Origin of the sequence: Microbacterium sp. NPDC058269 (genome assembly GCF_042881445.1) — a bacterium.
Lineage (GTDB): Bacteria > Actinomycetota > Actinomycetes > Actinomycetales > Microbacteriaceae > Microbacterium.
In genome coordinates this window covers 426,607-445,210 of record NZ_JBHVXT010000001.1, presented here as the reverse complement: position 1 = coordinate 445,210, position 18,604 = coordinate 426,607, and the positions used below count along the sequence as shown (strand labels likewise).

Annotated in this window: 19 protein-coding genes and 1 tRNA gene; 17 read left to right on the top strand and 3 right to left on the bottom strand. The window is 68.2% G+C overall.

Annotation, left to right across the window (positions count from 1 at the left end):
- The first annotated feature begins 55 nt into the window (after positions 1-55).
- The 4 genes from ACFVWL_RS02150 (at position 56) to ACFVWL_RS02135 (ending at position 4,076) form a co-directional block, all read left to right on the top strand.
- Positions 56-1,210: a cystathionine gamma-synthase gene (locus ACFVWL_RS02150; protein WP_387177920.1), complete on the top strand. Its 1,155-nt coding sequence runs from the start codon at positions 56-58 to the stop codon at positions 1,208-1,210.
- A gap of 160 nt (positions 1,211-1,370) precedes the next feature.
- Complete coding sequence (locus tag ACFVWL_RS02145) at positions 1,371-2,783, top strand: multidrug effflux MFS transporter (protein WP_387177917.1); 1,413 nt, start codon at positions 1,371-1,373, stop codon at positions 2,781-2,783.
- Positions 2,784-2,814: 31 nt separating this feature from the next.
- Complete coding sequence (locus ACFVWL_RS02140; protein WP_387177914.1) at positions 2,815-3,444, top strand: phosphatase PAP2 family protein; 630 nt, start codon at positions 2,815-2,817, stop codon at positions 3,442-3,444.
- A gap of 29 nt (positions 3,445-3,473) precedes the next feature.
- Entirely contained in the window at positions 3,474-4,076 is a 603-nt protein-coding gene (locus ACFVWL_RS02135; protein WP_387177912.1) for a GNAT family N-acetyltransferase, read from the top strand.
- A gap of 67 nt (positions 4,077-4,143) precedes the next feature.
- Here the strand turns inward: ACFVWL_RS02135 and ACFVWL_RS02130 are convergent.
- Positions 4,144-4,231 (bottom strand) — tRNA-Ser (locus ACFVWL_RS02130).
- A 182-nt stretch (positions 4,232-4,413) separates the two neighbouring features.
- Between ACFVWL_RS02130 and mpaB (ACFVWL_RS02125) the strand changes: the two genes are divergently transcribed.
- The 13 genes from mpaB (ACFVWL_RS02125) to ACFVWL_RS02065 all read left to right on the top strand — a co-directional run bounded on the left by mpaB (ACFVWL_RS02125) (position 4,414) and on the right by ACFVWL_RS02065 (position 15,112).
- Entirely contained in the window at positions 4,414-5,487 is a 1,074-nt protein-coding gene (gene mpaB, locus ACFVWL_RS02125; RefSeq protein ID WP_387177910.1) for a daptide biosynthesis RiPP recognition protein, read from the top strand.
- On the top strand, positions 5,487-6,536 hold the full coding sequence (gene mpaB / locus ACFVWL_RS02120; protein WP_387177907.1) for a daptide biosynthesis RiPP recognition protein: 1,050 nt from the start codon (positions 5,487-5,489) through the stop codon (positions 6,534-6,536). The genes mpaB (ACFVWL_RS02125) and mpaB (ACFVWL_RS02120) overlap by 1 nt, the downstream gene beginning before the upstream one ends.
- Complete coding sequence (gene mpaD / locus ACFVWL_RS02115; RefSeq protein ID WP_387177905.1) at positions 6,533-7,786, top strand: daptide-type RiPP biosynthesis aminotransferase; 1,254 nt, start codon at positions 6,533-6,535, stop codon at positions 7,784-7,786. The genes mpaB (ACFVWL_RS02120) and mpaD overlap by 4 nt, the downstream gene beginning before the upstream one ends.
- On the top strand, positions 7,783-8,910 hold the full coding sequence (mpaC, locus tag ACFVWL_RS02110) for a daptide-type RiPP biosynthesis dehydogenase (protein WP_387177902.1): 1,128 nt from the start codon (positions 7,783-7,785) through the stop codon (positions 8,908-8,910). The genes mpaD and mpaC overlap by 4 nt, the downstream gene beginning before the upstream one ends.
- Before the next feature lie 57 nt (positions 8,911-8,967).
- Positions 8,968-9,102, top strand: a complete 135-nt coding sequence (gene mpaA1, locus ACFVWL_RS02105; RefSeq protein ID WP_387177899.1) for an MpaA1 family daptide-type RiPP — start codon at positions 8,968-8,970, stop codon at positions 9,100-9,102.
- 39 nt (positions 9,103-9,141) lie between these two features.
- A complete protein-coding gene (gene mpaA2 / locus ACFVWL_RS02100) occupies positions 9,142-9,267 on the top strand; it encodes an MpaA2 family daptide-type RiPP (RefSeq protein WP_387177896.1) in 126 nt (41 codons plus the stop codon).
- Positions 9,268-9,302: 35 nt separating this feature from the next.
- Positions 9,303-9,422 (top strand): MpaA3 family daptide-type RiPP, encoded by a 120-nt coding sequence (gene mpaA3 / locus ACFVWL_RS02095; RefSeq protein ID WP_387177893.1) that lies wholly within the window; start codon positions 9,303-9,305, stop codon positions 9,420-9,422.
- Positions 9,423-9,485: 63 nt separating this feature from the next.
- Positions 9,486-10,313 carry a daptide-type RiPP biosynthesis methyltransferase gene (mpaM, locus tag ACFVWL_RS02090; RefSeq protein ID WP_387177891.1) on the top strand — a complete coding sequence of 276 codons (828 nt, stop codon included), beginning with the start codon at positions 9,486-9,488 and terminating at the stop codon, positions 10,311-10,313.
- On the top strand, positions 10,300-11,982 hold the full coding sequence (gene mpaP, locus ACFVWL_RS02085) for a daptide biosynthesis intramembrane metalloprotease (RefSeq protein WP_387177888.1): 1,683 nt from the start codon (positions 10,300-10,302) through the stop codon (positions 11,980-11,982). Before mpaM ends, mpaP begins: the two co-directional genes overlap by 14 nt.
- Before the next feature lie 2 nt (positions 11,983-11,984).
- A complete protein-coding gene (locus ACFVWL_RS02080; RefSeq protein WP_387177885.1) occupies positions 11,985-12,701 on the top strand; it encodes an ATP-binding cassette domain-containing protein in 717 nt (238 codons plus the stop codon).
- A complete protein-coding gene (locus tag ACFVWL_RS02075) occupies positions 12,698-13,426 on the top strand; it encodes an ABC transporter permease (protein ID WP_387177882.1) in 729 nt (242 codons plus the stop codon). The genes ACFVWL_RS02080 and ACFVWL_RS02075 overlap by 4 nt, the downstream gene beginning before the upstream one ends.
- Positions 13,423-14,157, top strand: a complete 735-nt coding sequence (locus tag ACFVWL_RS02070) for a hypothetical protein (RefSeq protein ID WP_387177881.1) — start codon at positions 13,423-13,425, stop codon at positions 14,155-14,157. The genes ACFVWL_RS02075 and ACFVWL_RS02070 overlap by 4 nt, the downstream gene beginning before the upstream one ends.
- A gap of 64 nt (positions 14,158-14,221) precedes the next feature.
- Positions 14,222-15,112: a rhodanese-related sulfurtransferase gene (locus ACFVWL_RS02065; RefSeq protein WP_387177878.1), complete on the top strand. Its 891-nt coding sequence runs from the start codon at positions 14,222-14,224 to the stop codon at positions 15,110-15,112.
- A 49-nt stretch (positions 15,113-15,161) separates the two neighbouring features.
- Here ACFVWL_RS02065 and ACFVWL_RS02060 read toward each other — a convergent pair whose 3' ends face one another.
- Together ACFVWL_RS02060 and ACFVWL_RS02055 are read right to left on the bottom strand one after the other, a co-directional pair.
- A complete protein-coding gene (locus ACFVWL_RS02060) occupies positions 15,162-17,426 on the bottom strand; it encodes a transglutaminaseTgpA domain-containing protein (RefSeq protein ID WP_387177876.1) in 2,265 nt (754 codons plus the stop codon).
- On the bottom strand, positions 17,413-18,603 hold the full coding sequence (locus ACFVWL_RS02055) for a DUF58 domain-containing protein (RefSeq protein ID WP_387177874.1): 1,191 nt from the start codon (positions 18,601-18,603) through the stop codon (positions 17,413-17,415). Before ACFVWL_RS02055 ends, ACFVWL_RS02060 begins: the two co-directional genes overlap by 14 nt.
- Position 18,604: the final 1 nt, after the last annotated feature.

Below are 18,604 nucleotides of genomic sequence, written 5' to 3'. Positions count from 1 at the left end.
ACCCGGAGCGTAACCGGAAGTCCCTCCCGGCGAGGGCGGACGTAGGCTGAGGGGCATGTCCGATCACGCTTTCGCCACACGAGCCATCCACGCAGGACAAGCCCCTGACCCGGTCACGGGGGCGATCATCCCGCCGATCTACCAGTCCTCCACGCACGTGCAGGACAGCGTCGGCGGTCTGCGTGCCGGTTACGAGTACAACCGCGCGGGCAACCCCACGCGCTCCTCGCTCGAGACGCAGCTCGCGGCCCTCGAGGGCGGCGCGAGTGCGCTGTCGTTCGCGTCGGGACTCGCGGCGGAGGATGCGCTGCTGCGCGGGATCCTGAAACCGGGCGACCACATCCTGCTCGGCAACGACGTGTACGGCGGCACCTACAGACTGCTCACGCGGGTCCTGGCGCCCTGGGGCATCGAGACCACGACGGTCGAGCTCTCCGACGTCGATGCGCTCCGTGCGGCGATCCGTCCCGAGACGAAGATCGTGTGGCTGGAGACGCCGAGCAATCCGCTCCTGAAGATCGTCGACATCGCCCTGATTGCCGAGATCGCGCACGCGGCGGGCCTGATCGTGGTCGTGGACAACACCTTCGCCTCGCCGGCGCTGCAGCAGCCGCTCGCCCTCGGCGCCGATGCGGTCGTGCATTCGACGACCAAGTACCTCGGCGGGCACTCGGATGTGCTCGGCGGCGCGGTGGTGTTCGCCGACGACCGGTTCTTCGACCAGGTGAAGTTCCAGCAGTTCGCGGTCGGCGCCGTCTCGGCGCCGCTGGACGCCTGGTTGACCACCCGCGGGATCAAGACGCTGGCGCTGCGGATGCGTCAGCACTCCGAGAACGCGCAGGCCATCGCCGAGTGGGCGCAGGCGCGCCCGGAGTTCGCGCAGGTGTACTTCCCCGGGCTCTCCTCGCACCCCGGCCATGAGATCGCCGCGACGCAGATGAGCGGATTCGGGGGGATGCTGTCGTTCGGCCTCGCCGCGGGTGCCGGTGCGGCACGGGCCTTCGTCGAGAGCACCTCGGTGTTCCAGCTCGCCGAGTCGCTCGGCGGCGTCGAGTCGCTCATCGGCTACCCGCCGGACATGACGCACGCCTCTGTGCGCGGAACCGAGCTCGCGGTCCCCGAGAACATCGTGCGGCTCTCGGTGGGCATCGAAGACGTGAACGACCTGATCGCCGACCTCGAGCAGGGACTCGACCGCGTCTCGCGCTGACGGCGGATCACGCCGGATCCGAGACGCATCCCCGCGCCGATGCGGGGGTGCGTCTGCGCCGTGCGGCGGGACGGAGGAGGGCTGGGCGGCGGTAACATAGGGGCTTCCCCTGGTCGAATCGATTCGACCCACGCACCCCCCCGAACTCTGGAAGGACGTCGTGTCCGACGCTCCCCGCACTGATTCCCTCCCCGTCGTGAAGGCAGAGGATTCCGCCTCCGACGAACCGACGACTCCGCAGCTGGAGCGCACCACCGAGCGCACGGCGACCGGAAGCACCCGCATTCCCACCGCGACCGGCGCGATCCGCACCCTCGGAGCGAACCCCGCGACCGCACCGATCATGCTGCACCCCGGCGATGCCATCTCCCTCGGTCGCCGGACGCTGTACATCATCCTGCTCGGAGCCCTCACCGCCCTCGGCCCGTTCACGATCGACCTGTACCTTCCGGCGTTCCCGGTGCTGGAGCAGGACTTCCAGACCACGGCCGCCGCGATCCAGCTGACCCTGACCGGAACGATGATCGGCTTCGCGCTCGGTCAGCTCGTGGTCGGACCGCTCAGCGACAAGGTCGGGCGTCGGGTGCCGCTCATCGCGGTCACAGCTCTGCACGTGCTCGCCAGCGTCGGGGCGGCCTTCGCTCCCGACCTCGCACTGCTCAGCGTCGCCCGTGTGCTCATGGGGGTCGGTGCCGCGGCCGGCGGCGTCGTGGCCATGGCCATCGTGCGCGACCTGTTCGGCGGGCGTCGGCTGGTGGTCATGCTCTCCCGTCTCGCCCTGGTCTCGGGGGTGGCTCCGGTCATCGCGCCCCTGATCGGCTCGTGGCTGCTCACCCTCATGCCGTGGCGGGGGATCTTCGTCTTCCTGGCCGCCTATGGCGTGGTGATGCTGCTGTCGACGATCCTGCTCATCCCGGAGACGCTGCCGGTCGCGCGACGCCAGGGTCGCGGCGGTGCGACCATGCTGCAGCGCTACCGTTCGGTGCTCTCGGACCGGGTATTCCTCGGTGTGCTCGTGATCGGCGGCATGACGTTCTCCGGGCTGTTCTCCTACCTGTCGGCATCGCCCTTCCTGTTCCAGGTGACCCACGGCCTCGATGCGCAGCAGTACGGTCTGCTGTTCGCCGTGAACTCGCTCGGCGTCGTCGTCGGCGTGCAGACCGCGTCGCGTCTGGCCGCGCGATTCGGACCGCAGTGGGTCATGGCCTACTCGACCGCGGTGCTGCTGATCGCCGGCGTCGCGATCATCGTCACCGATCAGCTCGGCCTCGGGCTGTGGGGCACGGTCATCCCGCTGTTCGTCTTCATGACCGCGTGCGGATTCACGTTCCCCAACGTGCAGGTGCTGGCGCTCGACCGCCACGGAAAAGCTGCCGGGACCGCCGCGTCGATCATCGGCGCGACGAACTTCGGCGTCGCCGGCCTCATCTCGCCCGTCGTCGGCTGGCTCTCGCACGACGCCGGGATCACCGCGACCACCATGGCCTCCGTCATGGTCGGCTGCGCGGCGATCGGCATCCTTTCGCTGTGGTTCGTCGTGCGTCCGCGCACGGTCGGGATGCTCGCTCCCTGAGTGCTCAGCTGTCTTCCGACAGAATGGGACGATGAACAGGCGGATGCTGCTGTGGTGGGGAGTGGGCCTCCTCGCGCTCGCGACGGTTCTGGGTGCCGTGGTCGTGTTCGCCTACCCGCAGACGCCGGGCTTCGACCACTGGTGGAACGAGACGATCGCCGGGGCGCGTGCGGACTGGATGGTCGACTTCGCCCTCGCCCTGAACTGGATCGGCGGCGGCTGGGTCGCCATCCTCGGGGTGCCGTTGCTGGCGATCCTGGCGCTCGTGCTCGCACGGCGGTGGCGCGGTGCGCTGTTCGCCGCCCTCTGCTTCGCGGCGAGTGCCGCCGGGGTGCAGGTGCTCAAGCAGCTCTTCGGACGTGCGCGACCCGACGACATGCTCGTGGTGAGCGACTACGGCTCCTTCCCCTCCGGGCATACGGCGAATGCGGCGACCATCGCCCTGGTGCTCTGGGTGCTGTTCCCGCGGGTCTGGGTCGCGATCGTCGGTGCGGCGTGGGTGCTCGCCATGGCGCTCTCGCGCACGTTCCTCTCGGTGCACTGGGCCAGCGACACCCTCGGCGGCGCGCTGGTCGGCGCCGGCGTCGTGCTGGTGCTCGCCGCGTGGCTGCTCCCGTGGGTGCAGCAGAAGAAGTCCCCGGTCGAGGCGCCGATAGGCTGAGAGGACCCGTTCCCTCCAGAGGAGTCGTCTTGTCTCGCATCCGCCCGTACCGCCCCACCGATCGTGCCGCGCTGTACGAGATCTGCGTGAAGACGGCCGATGCCGGGGTGGATGCGACCGGCATCCTGTCCGACGATTCGCTGTGGGGCGACCTGTTCGCGGTTCCCTACGCCGAGCGACACCCGGACCTCGCATGGGTGGTCGAGAGCGACGACGAGCGCACGATCGGCTACATCGTGGCCACCGACGACACCGATGCGTTCTACAGCTGGTTCCGGGACGAGTGGTGGCCGGCTCTCGAGGAGCGTCATCCCCGGCCCGCCGAGGTCGTCACCCGTGAGGATCGGATGATCGACTACGGGTACAGCCGCGCTGCCGGCATCGAGCCGAATGCAACCGAGTACCCGGCACATCTGCACATCGACCTGCTCGCGGAGACCCAGGGGCAGGGACTCGGTCGTCAGCTCATGCAGACGCTGTTCGCCGAGCTGACCCGACGCGGAGTGCGGGGGCTGCATCTGGGCATCGATCCGAACAACGCCGGGGCCGCGGCCTTCTACGAGCGACTCGGGATGACGCGACTCCCGGCCGAGCCCGGCGGTCAGATCTACGGCGTGCGCTTCGCGGACTGAGCGCCGGCCGCTCAGGCGAGATACACACGAAAAGAGCCCCCGCTGGCGCGGAGGCTCTTTTCGTGTTTGGCGGTGACGGCGGGATTCGAACCCGCGGTTGCTTGCACAACACACGCTTTCCAAGCGTGCTCCTTCGGCCGCTCGGACACGTCACCAAGGAACAACCTGTCCATCCTATCCGATGCGGGGAGGTGGACAGGACAGGCCGACATGACAGGGCGACATGGCGTGGCGATCGTGGTGTCAAATGTGAAATATTGCATGTCACCTATCGTCAGGATAGCCTCATGCGAGGACGAATCGCCTTCGCTGGGGATGCGACGTCTCGGGGGGAAGCATGCGCGTGAACTCGATCACGACAGCACGGAACGGCCACCGCTCCGCGTTGGCCTTCGAGCAGTACGTCAGGGGAAAGCGGACGATCGTCGAGGGTACGGTGCTCTTCCTCGAGACGGCGGACCACCTCGAGGCAGTGATGAGCCAGGCCAGATCGGGCGACGTCATCTTTGCACCGGCGGGCGCAGCGCGGCGGCGGGATTCGCGCGTCGTCGAATACCAAGGCGACCTCTGCGAGCCGGGTGACAAGGTCATGCTCGGCGAGGGGTGCACGTTCGAGCTGCGGGACTACGTCGCGGCTCCTTTCATCTCGATCGTGGGACCCACCGTCCTCCGGCAGCGCAGCGCGGAGGGAATCGCCGCGTTCTTCAGCGACGCCGACACGGCGAGAGACTCCGGTGTCTTCGTCGATCAGTTGCTGAGCGGCGCCGTTCTCCTCGACTCCTTCGCATCCTTCATCGGGACCGACAGTGCAGGAGGCTTCCTCGATCGCGTGCATGTGACCGCAGCAGGGGAGTACCGAGACGGTCCGGACGGGCTCCTGCTCGGTGTCGTGGGTGACGAGTGGTCGGCCATCGAGAGCCGCGCGATCCATGGCGCGGGCCGCGGGCGGGCGTTCGCACGGATCGTCGACCGCGGCATGCTCGAGGCCGACCTCGACGACAGGCCATGGCTCGCGCGCTACATCGCCGCGATCGACCTGCTGCGGGGGTGGGACGGAGTTCCGACCCGTCCCGCGATCTCGGGCTTCGGAGGACACCTCGTGCGAGCGCTCGACGAACTCCCCGCGCTCCCGGGGGTCGTCTCCGCGAGCGCCCCGTACCTGTTGACCGGCGACGGCGACGAGTGGGTGCTGGTCGATCCCCTGAGCCGGCGCCGAACCCGACTCGGCGTCGACACCGCGCGTGCGGCGGAATGCCTCATCGCGACGGGGAATGAGTCGGCGGCGGTGGCACTGCTCGCGGCCGAACTCGGCAGGGGGACGAGCAACGTCGCCTCTCTGGTGCATGAGGTCCAGATCAGGTTCGCAGCGGTGGGCCTCGATCTCACCACGAGCGGACGAGAAGGCCTGTGATGCACGACAGTGGGCGCGTGCAGGCAACGGAACTCGGCGGAGCGAGGGCCCTCCGCGAGTGGATCACCGGACAGGCGCGGGAGCACTCTCGGGTGTTCCTCATTGAGAGCGGAGCTCCCACAGACGATGTCGCAGAGGTGGCGCGCCGAGACGACGTGGTTCTCCTCCCTGCGGAGAGCGGGACGTACGACGGCCTCGGCAGGGAGGTGCGCTACCGAGGTGCACTGCGCGACGCGGGTGACGAGTTGTTCTTCGGCGAACGCGGCGTCGAGCTCCAGGACTATGTCGCAGCCGCGTTCGTCCAGATCGTCGGCCCCACGGCGGTGCGCTTCTTCGACGCATCCAGTTGGCAGGTCTTCCTCGATGATGCCGAGCTCGCTCGTCGGACAGGGGTCTTTCCGTCGGCGTTGATCGACCCGCGGGTGCTGCTCGCCGACCGGAGCGCGCTCGAGAATCCGGGCGAGATGGAGGCTCCGAGGGCGCTGAGGGTGAGTGCGGACGGCAGCGTCGGCATCGGTGTGCAGGGTCGAGTCATCGGAACCATCGACGAACTGTCCTCCGTGCTCGCCGTCCCCCTGCCCCGCGCCGCGGCGTTGGGAGGAGTCGCGCCGGGCGATGCACTCGCCGCAGACCTGGCGAGCCGTGAATGGATCGGACGCTACCTCAACGCCACGGACCTCATGAAGATGCTCGGTCTGGATAACGGCACCGCCAAGATCTCGGGATTCGGCTGGTTCCCGATCGACGACGACTTCTCGGATGCCGAACCACTGACCGCGGAACCGTTCCTGCTCGAGACCCCGGACGGCTTCGTGCTCGCAGACACCAGAACCCTGCGGCGCCAGCTGCTCACGCCGTCGACGGCCCGTGTCATCGCCGTGATACAGACCTCGAGCTCTACCGAGATCGCATCCGAGCGCGTGGCTCGCCTGCTGGGCACATCTCTTTCACACGCACACGCCCTGTGCCTCGAAGCCCTCACTGCACTCAACGTCCATGTGGGCCGGCGTGGGGGATACACCGATCGGGCGAAGGGAGCTGAAAGGTGAATTCCCCTCACGCACTGTGGACCTCGATGCTCCCCGCGGACTCGACCTTCGCACCGGATCGTGTCGCCGTCGGAGCGACCGGCAACCGTATCGATTTCGCTGACGGATCCACACGTCTCTGTGCGACGAGCGGTCTCTGGAATGTCCCTCTCGGGTTCGGCAACCCGGCGGTCGTCGAAGCCGTGAACCAGGCGAATCACGACGCCTCCTATCTGTCCCTGTTCCGCGCACCCCATCGGTACGCGGAACTCGCCGCCGAGGCCCTGGTCGAGCTCGCGGGCCCCGCCCGCTACAGCCGCGTCATCTTCTCGACGTCCGGCGGGGCGGCGAACGACGCGGCGATGAAGCTGGGCAGGCAGTACTGGGCGCAGAAGGGGCTCGCATCCCGCTCACTGATCGTCGGTCTGAAGGGCAGTTATCACGGCACGGCATACGGCAGTCATGCCCTGAGTGGAGACGACCTCCTCCAATCCGTCTACGCGGTCGACCGCAGGTCGGTGCGGCACGTGTCCCACAGCGACGACGGCGAGGAACTCGAACTGCTGCTGCAGCGCGAGGGCGCGCGCGTGGCGTCGGTCTTCGTCGAACCCGTGCTGGGCAGTGGCGCCTACGCGCTGTCCGACACCTTCGTCCAGCACCTGCTCGCTCTGCGCGAGGAGTACGGGTTCCTGATCGTCGCCGATGAGGTCGCGACGGGCTTCGGTCGCACCGGGACGATGTTCGCCACCGACAGCTGGGGCGCGCCACCGGACATCCTCATCCTCTCGAAGGCACTGACCAACGGGGCGATGGGTGCGGCGGCGCTCCTGGTGGGGGATCGAGTCGCATCCGAGTTCGTGGGCGGCGGGTGGACGTTCGTCCACGGCGAGACTCAGGCGGGGACGCCGGCTTGCGGTGCGGCCATCCTCGCGGTGATCGAAGAACTGCAGCGCATCGACGTGGAGTCGACCACGCAAGCGCTGGGGGTCGACCTGCTTCGCCTCGCGGCCGGGTGGGAGGCTGACGGTGTGGTCGAGGAGATCACGGGGCGCGGGTGCTTCGTGGGACTCGGGCTCCGCCACCAGGACGAGAGTCTGCTCTCCGGGCCCGACATCCTTCGTGTCGTCTCCGCGATCGCGGACAACGGCGTCCTGGTGCAGCCGGGCCCGAGCTCGATCGAACTGATTCCGGCGTACGGATTCAGCGCGGATGAGCTTCTCGAACTGGATGTGGCCGTGCGTGCGGGCGTGGCGCAGGGAACGTCAGGATGACCGCGGAGTTCGACGGACGACTCCCCACCCTGTGGCATGGGGAGGGGGCCGCTCGCCGGATGGCGAAGCGCCTCACGGCGGACCGCGAGACCCTCATGATCGTGGACTCCGCAGTCCCTGTTCCGTCCGGCCGCCCGACGAGGACGATCCAGATCGATGCTCCCTCCGTCGACGTCGCGGCAGTCGTCACTCTGGCCCGGCAGATGGTCCGTCGGCCGCCGAAGGTCATCGTGGCGGTCGGCGGCGGAACCGTTCTCGACGCCAGCAAGATCGCCGCGCTCGCTCTCGCTCCGGGGCGGGTGTTCGATTTCGCCATCGGGCATGCCTCGAGATCGGCGCTGACCTTCTTGCCGCATGCGCTACCGCCCGTCGACATCATCGCCGTGCCGACGACGCTCGGGACCTCGTCGGAGACGAACAGCGTCGGAGTGCTCAAGAACGACAGCGGATACCGGCTCATCGTCGGGCGTGCCCTGAGACCTCGTCACGCGATCATCGACCCGCGCAACCTGACCACCCTCACGCGCGCCGCGGTCAGGGAAGGAGCGTTGGAAGCCTTCCTCCGTGTGGCGGGCGCGTCGACGAGTTCGCGCAGAAGCACGAGGCAGAACCGAGATGCCCTCGCTCTCGGCAGAGCGATCCTCGATACGGCCACTCGAGACTTCCATTCGTCCGCGGGAAGGATGCGCCTCGCACGCTTGAGCGCCGCGACCCAGCGCAGCGCGGCATTGCGCGGACCGGACCCCTACAGCGCCCGCCACTGGTACGCAGCGAACGAGGTCGCCTTCGTGTTGGAGGTCCGCAAGATCGTCGCCACGGCAGCCGTCATCGCCGCGGTCTGGCGCCGGATCTGTGCAGGAGACGTGCGTTGGGGAGATCGAGAGGGCCTCGAGCGCTTCTGGGCAGACGCCGCGGGCGGGATGGCATTGCCCCTCGACCCGCCCAGCGGTATCGCGGCACTCATCGACCGCTGGGGAATTGAGCATCCGCCGAGGCCGAGCCCGGTTGACCTCGACCGTATCGCCGTCGCCACCGAGACGGCGTGGGGAAATCGCCACCCGATGCTCCCCGGTCTTGTCGCAGATGATTTCCGTGATGTGCTCCGTGATTCCTGGTGGAGCTGAGATTCGGTCGGCGGTGACCGCCGACCTCCGGTACTTATTCCAGAGGAGGTGAATTGAATGGGCGAGAGAGTTGAAAACACAATCCAGTTCCAAGAATTGGACACGATGGAAGCCCCCAGTTGGGAGAGCTTCTATCAGGGCGCGATAGGTGCACTGGTCCTCATCGGGATCGGCGCAGCCGCAGCGACCTGACCGCTGGTGACAGATATCGACAGAAGAAAGGAGGTGAGAATGAACACCACAATGCCGACGCTCGAGTTCACCGAACTCGAGGCCATGGAGGCCCTGAACGACACCGACGACTACATTCGGGGTTTTGCCGTAGGGGTCATCATCGGAATTCTCGCTCTGACATAAGAGCCCCATTCGAAGGTCGACAAAGGAGGTGAACAGTGCAGACGACGTCGCTGGAGTTCGTAGAACTCGAACAGATCGACGCACCGCTTGAATGGTGGCAGCACGCCAATTACATCATTGCCATCATCGGCGGAGCGGCAGCGATCGCAACCTGAACGAGGGGTGCGGGCGCACTTCGCACGTCCGCACCCTACCCCCCCCTGAGAGGCGATGTGTGAATGTCAGGATTGATCACCGAAGCAGTATCCGCGCGACTCGCGATGGTCGGTGCGGTTCCCCGAGAGCTAGACCTCTACGCGGGCGTCGGCACCGATTTCTATGAGCGGCTGGTCGGTTCTGACCGTGCCGAGATCAGAGAGATGCTGGCGCTCGCGAGACAGGCCGAGGGCCCCATCCTCGATATCGCCGCCGGCGGCGGGAGATTGACGATTCCGCTGGTGAGATCGGGAAGAGACGTCACCGCGATCGATCTCTCCGACGATATGCTCTCGCACCTTCGTCGTGCATTGCCCGAGGAATCGACGGTGGAGTGCATCGTCGCGGACATGCGCGACTTCTCTCTGGGACGCCGATACGGACTCGTCGTCATCGGGGCGACGTCCATCACCTTGCTCGACAGCGACGGACGGTCGCGGCTCTATGCGGCCGTGCGGCGTCACCTCGCGGCGGGTGGGGTATTCGCCTTCACTGTCGCAGGAGGCGCTTCGGCGCAGAGCCTCGCGATACCGAGAGACCAGGAGATCGGTGTTCCCGGGCCCCAGGGGGAGGAGGCCTACCTCTTCGCGCAGCAGATGGAAGAGGGAGGTTCGGCACGTGTCGTCAACTGGGTCCGCGTCGCCGACATCACTGCCGGCGCGGAGGTGACGGTGCTCACGAGCCGCCTGCATGTGCTCGACCATCACATCCTCGCGCGGGAGCTCGTCGACACGGGCTTCGCGGTGCCAGCCATATCTCCCGTCCGAACGGACAGCGGGGTGGAGATCCTCCTTCTCACCACGTCCTGGGCGGGGTCGCCCGCAGCGGAGGATGACGGTGCCTCCGACTAGCTCCCCTCGCGGACGATCTCGTGAGAGGTCTCTGCTCGACGCCGAGGCCTGCCCGCGGCTCTCTTCCGGCGTCGCCTTCGAGGAGGTCGCGGATGAAGCGGTATGGATCGCGATGGTCCACGGCGTGCCCTCGTCGCGGGTCTCTCGGACGGTGGTCGACCTGTTGACGGCGATGAACGGCGAGACGGCGCTTCGCGATCTGCACGGGCGTTTCGCGGAATCCGAGTCGCTGGAGAGCTTTCTTCACCTCGCCCAGCGTTTCCGCGCCAGCGGACTCCTGGAAGGCGACACGAAGCTCCCCCCAGGACGCCTGACCTATCGTCCCCCTTTCACCCTGCAGATCGCGACGCTCCATGCACCCGGCATCTTCCGCAGACTGGACCATCTGGTCGTCCCGCTGTCGCGTCGCGTGGTGCTGGCATCGGTCGCCACCCTGCTCGTCCTCGGGCTGCTGGCCGCGATCCTCCAGGCGAGAGAACTCCTGAACGTCCTCACCATGCCGTTGCCGCTGACCGGCCTCGTGATTCTCGTCGCTGCGCTTTCGCTCATGACGCTGCTCCATGAAGCCGCCCACGGACTCACGCTCACCCGCTTCGGCGGGAGGCCCCGCCGGGCGGGCTTCATGCTCTTCTATCTCACCCCCGCATTCTTCGTGGACGTGACCGATGGCTGGCGTCTCCCGGACCGCCGGCAACGCGTGGCGATCGCCTTGGCAGGCCCCGCCGTGCACGCGACCGTCTCCGCTGTCGCACTTCTCGCCGCGCTCGCATTCCCCCCACAGGTCATCCGTCAGACGCTGCTGCTGCTCGCGCTCTCCTGCGCCGCCATCGTTGTCGTGAACCTGATCCCGTTCGTGCGGTTCGACGGATACATCGCGCTCATGAGTGCGCTCGATGAGCCGAATCTCCGGGGACGAGCCATCGACGATGGCGCGAGCTTCTTGGCTCGGCTCCTGTTCGGCGGACAGCGCACGAGCAGACTCCTGGACAGGTGGTGGAGCGTCCCGTTCGGTCTCGCCAGCCTCGTCGCCCCCGCCGCGCTGGTGCTGTTCGCCGTCGGCCGCACCGCACGAGCGCTCGCCGGGGGCGGACCGGTTCTCGGCCTGCTCGTGGTCGCGCTGGAAGCTGTGGTCGTCCTCGTCGGCGTCGTCCTGCTGGTGCGGGCCCTGCGACGCGTGCTCCGCTCGGGCGTCTCGCGGCTTCGGTTCGCCGCCGTCGGGACCGCACTCGTCGCGAGCATCGCCATCGTCGGCCTCGTCATCCCGGTGCCGTCGACATCCACGTTCGGCTTCTCCACGCACGGCGGCCAGGTGGTGCTTCTGCAGGCGGGGGAGGACGCCGAGGGGGAGATACCGTACGGCGCCCCTGTCGTCCTGATGAGCAACGGCATTCTTGCGAACGAGACGGTCGGCGCGGGAACGACCAGGCCAGAGCCACCGAGACCGACGACGGCGCCACTCGATGCGCTCTTCCCGGTCCAGGCAGACGGTGTGTCGGTCCCCGCGGTGATCGTCGCCGGCGTGGACGTGTCCGAGGAGAGCGGGAGGCTGCCGTCGACGGGGCAGGCACGCGTCGAGATCGGAGTGGGAAACCTGTGGCAGGCGCTCTGGACGACGGGCGTGACGCTCCCCCTGTCGACTCTTCAGAGCGAGAGAGAGGAAGAAGGATGAGCATGAACGATCACGCCATTGAAGTCAGAGGACTCACGAAGAGGTACGGCCACCGCACAGCCGTCGAGGAGCTGTCATTCGTCGTGCCACGTGGAGCGGTCGTCGGCCTTCTCGGACCGAATGGGGCGGGGAAGTCGACGACGCTGCGAGCGCTCGTCGGCCTGCTGACCCCGACGAGCGGCGACAGCGTCATCGACGGCGTGCCCTTCTCTGCGCTCGACGACCCCGCTTCGCACGTCGGCGTCCACATGGATGGGTTCGGCTTCGAGGTGGGTATCTCCGCGAGGAGACATCTGGAGATCTCCCGGCTGGCGGCCGGTGCGGCTCGCAGCCGTGTCGACGAGGTGCTCGAGGAGGTGGGGCTCACCGCGGATGCGCGTCGCCGCGTGAAGACGTTCTCGACGGGGATGGCCCAGCGACTCGGCCTGGCCACCGCTCTCGTCGGATCCCCTCGGACGCTCATCCTGGACGAGCCGGCGAACGGGCTCGACCCCGATGGCATCCGGTGGCTCCGAAGGTTCCTCCGGGGATTCGCCGAACGCGGCGGCACCGTGCTGGTCGCCAGCCATCAGCTGGCGGAACTGGAGCAGTTCGTGGATGAGGTCGTCGTGATCAAGAGGCGTGCGCTCTTCGCCGGGCGGCTGAGCGACCTCGTCTCGAGCGAAGCCGACTCGCTCGAGAGCAAGTACTTCGATCTCGTGGGAGGGACGACCGCATGAAGAACGCGATCCGCAGTGAGGCGCTACGTGCAGTCAGCGGGCCCTCGGTCCTGCCGGTCTACCTCGTCGCCCTTCTCATGCCTGCCTTCGTGCTGTTCTCCGACGGCTCCCGCTTCGACTTCGTCGGTGTCGATTCGAGTCTCGCCACCTCTCGTCTTCTGGAGCCGCTCGCCTGGTCCGTCATCTCCGCGGCATTCGTCAGTGCGTACGCGGTCACCCGCGAGTACTACTACGCCTCGATGGACAGAACACTCACCGGAGTAGGTTTCCGTCGCGCGTTCTGGGGAAAGATGGTTGCGGGGGCGCTCGCCGCGGTCACCCTGTCCGTCTGCATCTTCATTCTCTGGACAGTGGGTGTCGCCGTCGTGCTGCTGCAGAACGGGCTGACGCTCACGCTCACCCCGGACTCGTGGCAGTTGTACACCGGCGCTCTGGTCGGTGTGGTCCTCGGTGCGTTCCTCGGCGGATCCGTCGGTTGGATCACCCGGAACTACTACGCGACGGCAGCGCTGGTCCTCGTCCTTCCGATGGTCGTGGACTTCGCGTTGTTGCGCACGGCGCCGGAGGTGGCGAGGTTCTCGCCCGGATTGGCCATCGCCGCACTGGGCGTCCCCGGGTACCAGGATCGACTGCTCGAGTTCGCACCAGCCCTCGGAGTCGGACTCGCATGGACCATCGGGCTGGTCGCCCTCGCCTGGCTCAGAGGACGCCGGGGCCTCGCGTGATCGGCAGGGCGCTTCGAGTCCAGGCGTACAGTCTCACGGGCGACGTCGTGCTGCTCGGGATGGTGGCCGCGGCGTTCGTGATGTCGCTCTCCCTGGCCACGAGCGTCCCGCCGGACATCGCGGCTGCACCGGCCGACGCCCGAGCAGCGTTCATCGAGACGTTCCACGTCATGCTCGCCACGTATGGCGGAGTTCTCGCGGCCGTCTACGGTTCCTTCCGCTACACGATCGACCGGCGCGATGGAGTCATCGCTCAGCGCCTGACGATGGAGCCGCGGTGGGCGCTCTTCCTTGCCAGAGTGCCCGCCGCGGCCGTCGGCGGAGCGGTCGTGGCTCTCGCGGCTGCCTTGGGCGGCCACCTCGCACTGATCGTCACGATGGGCGGCGTAGCGGCGGAGTGGTCTGCCGTCGGGAGCACGCTGGCGTTCGGTGCTGTCGCGGGGCTCTGGGGCCTGGGGCTGGGAGTGATCGTGCAGGTGCATCTGGTGGCTCTCTTCGTGGCATCCATGTCGATGAGCGCAGCCTTGCTTCTCACGGTGTTCTGGGGTGCCGTGGCCGCCTTCCTCCCGCCCCTCGTGATGCTCGAGGCCGTGGGGTTCGACGTCACCGCCGTGGGAATCATGCCGGAGGACCGTCTCGACGGCTGGCAGGCCAGAGGGGTGACGGCGGGATGGGTGCTGCTGGCTCTCCTCGCCGGGGGCGTCTCGTTCATGAAGCGCGACGTGAAGTAGCGGCCACGCGCGGCATCGGCGGGAGTTCGGATCGGCACCGAGGTCGACGACGTAGGATCCCTAGGTGGCAACACCCAAGATCGTTCTCTTCTACGCCTTCACCCCTCTCGCCGACCCCGAGGCCATCCGTGTCTGGCAGCGCGACCTCGGCGAGGCGCTGGGCCTGCGCGGACGTCTGCTCATCTCGAAGGACGGGATCAACGGCACCCTCGGGGGCGACATCGGTGCGCTGAAGAAGTGGCTGCGTTCGTTCCGTTCCTACCGGCCGTTCGCCGACGCCGACATCAAATGGAGCGAGGGCACCGGGGTGGATGCCGAGGGTCGAAGCATCGACTTCCCGAAACTCAGCGTCAAGGTGCGCGAAGAGATCGTGTCGTTCGGTGCCCCGGGTGAGCTCCGGGTCGATGAGAACGGCGTGGTCGGCGGCGGCACTCGTCTGACGCCCGAAGACCTGCACGATCTGATCGACGAGCGCGGCGATGACGTGGTCTTCTTCGACGGCAGGAACGCGCTCGAAGCGCAGATCGGTCGCTTCCGCGGTGCGGTCGTGCCCGACACGGAGACCACCAGGGACTTCGTCGAGCTTCTCGACTCGGGCGTCTACGACGATCTCAAAGGCAAGCCCGTTGTCACGTACTGCACCGGCGGGATCCGCTGCGAGGTGCTGTCGAGTCTGATGACGGCCCGCGGCTTCGGCGAGGTGTACCAGCTCGAGGGTGGCATCGTCCGGTACGGCGAGAAGTACGGCGACGACGGCCTCTGGGACGGGTCGCTCTACGTCTTCGACGGTCGGGGGTCCGTCGACTTCTCCGATCATGCAGCCGTCATCGGAGAATGCGTCGGGTGTGGAGCGGCGACCAAGCGCACCGCGAACTGTCCCGACCTGTCGTGTCGATCGCAGTTCGTGGTGTGCGAAGACTGCGTCGCCGTGCCCTGCACCGCCCACGCGGCCTGACCAGGAGCGGCCTGACCAGGAGCGGCCTGACCAGGAGCCGCCCGATGGGTCAGACCGTCACGCCGGGCTCTGCGGCTCGCGGCGCATACAGCGAACGCGGCATGAGGACCGCGCGCACCCTCGTCGCCCGGTCGGCGCTCTGCCGCAGGCTCCCGAGCACCTCGCCCAGCGGTGCGGCGAGATCGTCCGTCGCCTCGCCGGAGCGCGCGTAGTTCGAACGCTCGACCGCATCGGTCAGGTGTCGCATCGTCTCCGCTCCCACGCCGTTCCGCTGCACCAGACCGGCTGCGCGCACGCGCGGAGTGTCGGCGTCCGATACGGGCATCTGCAGGTCGATCAGTGTGTCCCGGAGCTCGGCCCATGCCGCCGCCGGATCTCCACGGCGCGCCCGGTTGAGGCGTATGCGGCGTTCGACGAGGCGGATCACCGCAGGAAGCAGGAGCAGCACGACGACGCCGAGCGCGGTGAAGACGACCGGCGTCGAGTCGAGGCGGCGTAGGTCGTCGCCACTTGCCGTGTTGCCACCGGCATCGTTGCGATCGACCTCGGGCCCCGACGTCTGCTCGGCCTGCGGTGCCGTAGACGGGGCCGGCGTCGACGGGCCTCCGGTGCCGCTGCCCTGCGTCACTCCGGGGCGGAAAGCCGTGGGCACCCCCAGAGACGCCGTGGGCTCGAACGGCACCCATCCGAGGCCGGGGAACAGCACCTCCGGCCACGAGTGCAGCCGATCGCTGGTCACCGAGAACACGGATTCACTGCCGCGCTTCTCGTCGGTCATCGAGCCGGGAAGATACCCGACGACGATGCGCACCTGCATGCCCAGGCTCTCCGCCATCAGCGCGAACGCCCCGGCGAAGTGCACGCAGTACCCGGATCGTGCCTCGAGGAACTCCGCGACGGCCTCTGCTCCTGTGCCGTCGAAGCCCTCTTCCACGGGTGTCTCCAGCGAGTAGGCGAACTGCGACCGGAACCAGTTCTGCAGCGCGATGAGCCGGTCGTAGTCGGTGCTCGCCGCTGCGGTGACGTCGTCAGCGAGCTCGGCGATGATGCCGGGAAGCTCGACCGGCTCGGCGTCCGGATCGACGACAGGCGCGGCGGCGTCGAGCGCGCGGATCTGCTCGAGGGTGGGGATGAGCCGCGAGGAAGTGACCGTGTAGTCGTTTCCGACCGCGTCGGCACCCCGGGAGTAGAGCGTGCGGTTCTCGGGGGCGATCCGCCACGCGTTGCTCAGTCCCTGCACGGCGGTGGCGGGGTAGGGCACGGGGAGCCAGGCGCTCGACATCCGCAGCACGCGGATCGAGGTGTTCTGCTCCTCCGTCGCGATGTCCTCGCCCCATTCCGGAGGACCGAATCCGTCGTTCTGCGACTGCAGGTCGCCGTCGTCCGGCTGCCACACACGGCCGTCGAAGCGGGAGAGCGTGGTCAGACGCAGATACGGTGCGGTGTCGCCCTTCGCGGCCACGGTGAGGACCTCGACCGGGTTGGGCTGACGCAGGTCGTCGCCGAGGCGCAGCGACGCGTCGACCGTGACGCCGACTCCGTTGCCGGCGAGGCTCGCCGTCACGGGCAGCATCGGGGCGATGGCCACGGTCGTCGCCAGCGCGGCGGCTCCGACCGCGACCGCGAGCGACGTGGAGGAGCGGCGTGGGGATTCCGGATGCCTCCGCGCGGTGTATCGCAGGAGGAGGAGGGCGGTCGCGCCGAAGAGCACGAACCACACGACGTTCGTATCGCCGAGTGTGACGATCATCGGCACCGCGCCGACGACTCCGGTCAGCAGGACCGCCAGCACCGCCGAACGGTGCGTCACCAGGTGGTCGAGGAGAATCGCGACCACCGCGAAACCGACACCCATCGCGGCCGCGAGGCCGGGCGAAGGGTCCAGCGGTGCGGAGCCGAACACGACGGCCTCGACCGCCGATGCGCCGAGCACTCCGAATAGCGTCAGCGTCGCGGAGGTGGGGATGATCCCGAAGATGGCGGTGTCCCCGGCGATGAGCAGCGTCACGGCGGCGATGGCGATCACGACCTGCACGGCGAGGGTGACGAGGTCCTGCACCCACTCGGATCGTCGTCGCAGGAGGTGCCGCGTCAGCATCCCGGTACCTGCCACGGCGACGATCACCGTGATGACGGTGAGGGACCACGCCCCGGGAGAGATGACCGAGGTGAACGGCCACATCGCCACGAGTGCCGCCACAGCCGCGAGCGCCCCGGTGCCGACTATCCCGGCCGGCTCCTCATGGTCTCGGTGCCAGAACGCGGGCCTGTGCACGGCTGCCGATGCCGGTGGAGCGTGCTCAGCGCGGAACATCGCCGACTCCGATCCTGGCCGAGACCGCGTCGGCCCAGGCCGCGGAGATGTCGTCCCCGAGCGGCGCAACGGTCCATCCGTGTCGAGTGGAGGCCTCGGTGGCGCCGGGGAGCAGCTCGGTGCTGAACAGCATCGGCGCAGCGGCTCCCGCCGAACGCAGCAGGGCGGCATCCTCCTCGTCCAGGCGGCCGGTGATGTAGACCAGCGGGCCGGGTGGGGTTCCGCCGATGAGCGCCATCAGGTCGCGGCTCTCACCGCGCGGCGTGACCATCGCGAGAGCCGCGAGCAGGCCGTCGCGGTCGTCTTCGTGTCCGTGAAGCGCGCCGAGCAGGGTTCCTGCACTGTCGAGCACGTCGACGCTGTAGCCCTCGGAAGCGAGATGCACGGCCGCGGAGGCGCACAGGGAGACGGCGGCTTCGTATGCCGGATCGGCCGCCGTTCCCGCGGCGTCCCAGCGACGAGCGCTCCGGTCGAGCACGACCACCGCGTCGGGGCTGGACTCCTCCTCTTCCTGGCGCACCATCAGCTGACCGCGGTGCGCCGTCGCCCGCCAGTGGATGCGACGCATCGAATCACCGGGGATGTATCCCCGCGGCGAGAGATTGTCGCTGCCCTGTCCGAGTCTGGTCGACGAGGTGTGCGCGGTCCCGCCTGCGGCCCCGACCCGCACGGCCAGCGGGGCGAGGGCCAGCACCTCGGGGACGACCGTCACGCTTCGGGTCTCTCCGAACGCCTGCTCGCGCTGCGCCAGACCGAACGGATCGACCGTGCGCAGCATCAGCGGGCCGAGCGGCCAGACTCCCCGTCGGACGCCGGTGATCAGGTAGCTGAGCTGTCCGGTCTCCGGCGGATACTCGCCGCCGGAGTCGCCGGAGACCGCATCGGGGAGCACATCATGCCAGAGCCCCCGCGGCACGCGGATGGCACGCAGCGAGAACCGCACGGTCACCCGCGACGTCTCGGACACCGTGAGAAGGTCGGTCGAGATCTGACGAGTGACGGTGCCGGATCGTCGCGGCAGCCGGACCGCGAGGAGCGAGAAGAGGGTGACCGCCGCGAGCAAGACGCCGATATAGAGCAGGATGCGCGTGCCGAGGAGGTTCGCGGCGATCATGCAGCCGAGAGCGGCGACGAGCGCTCCGGCACCACGGCCGGTGAGGGATCGACGTCTTCGCATG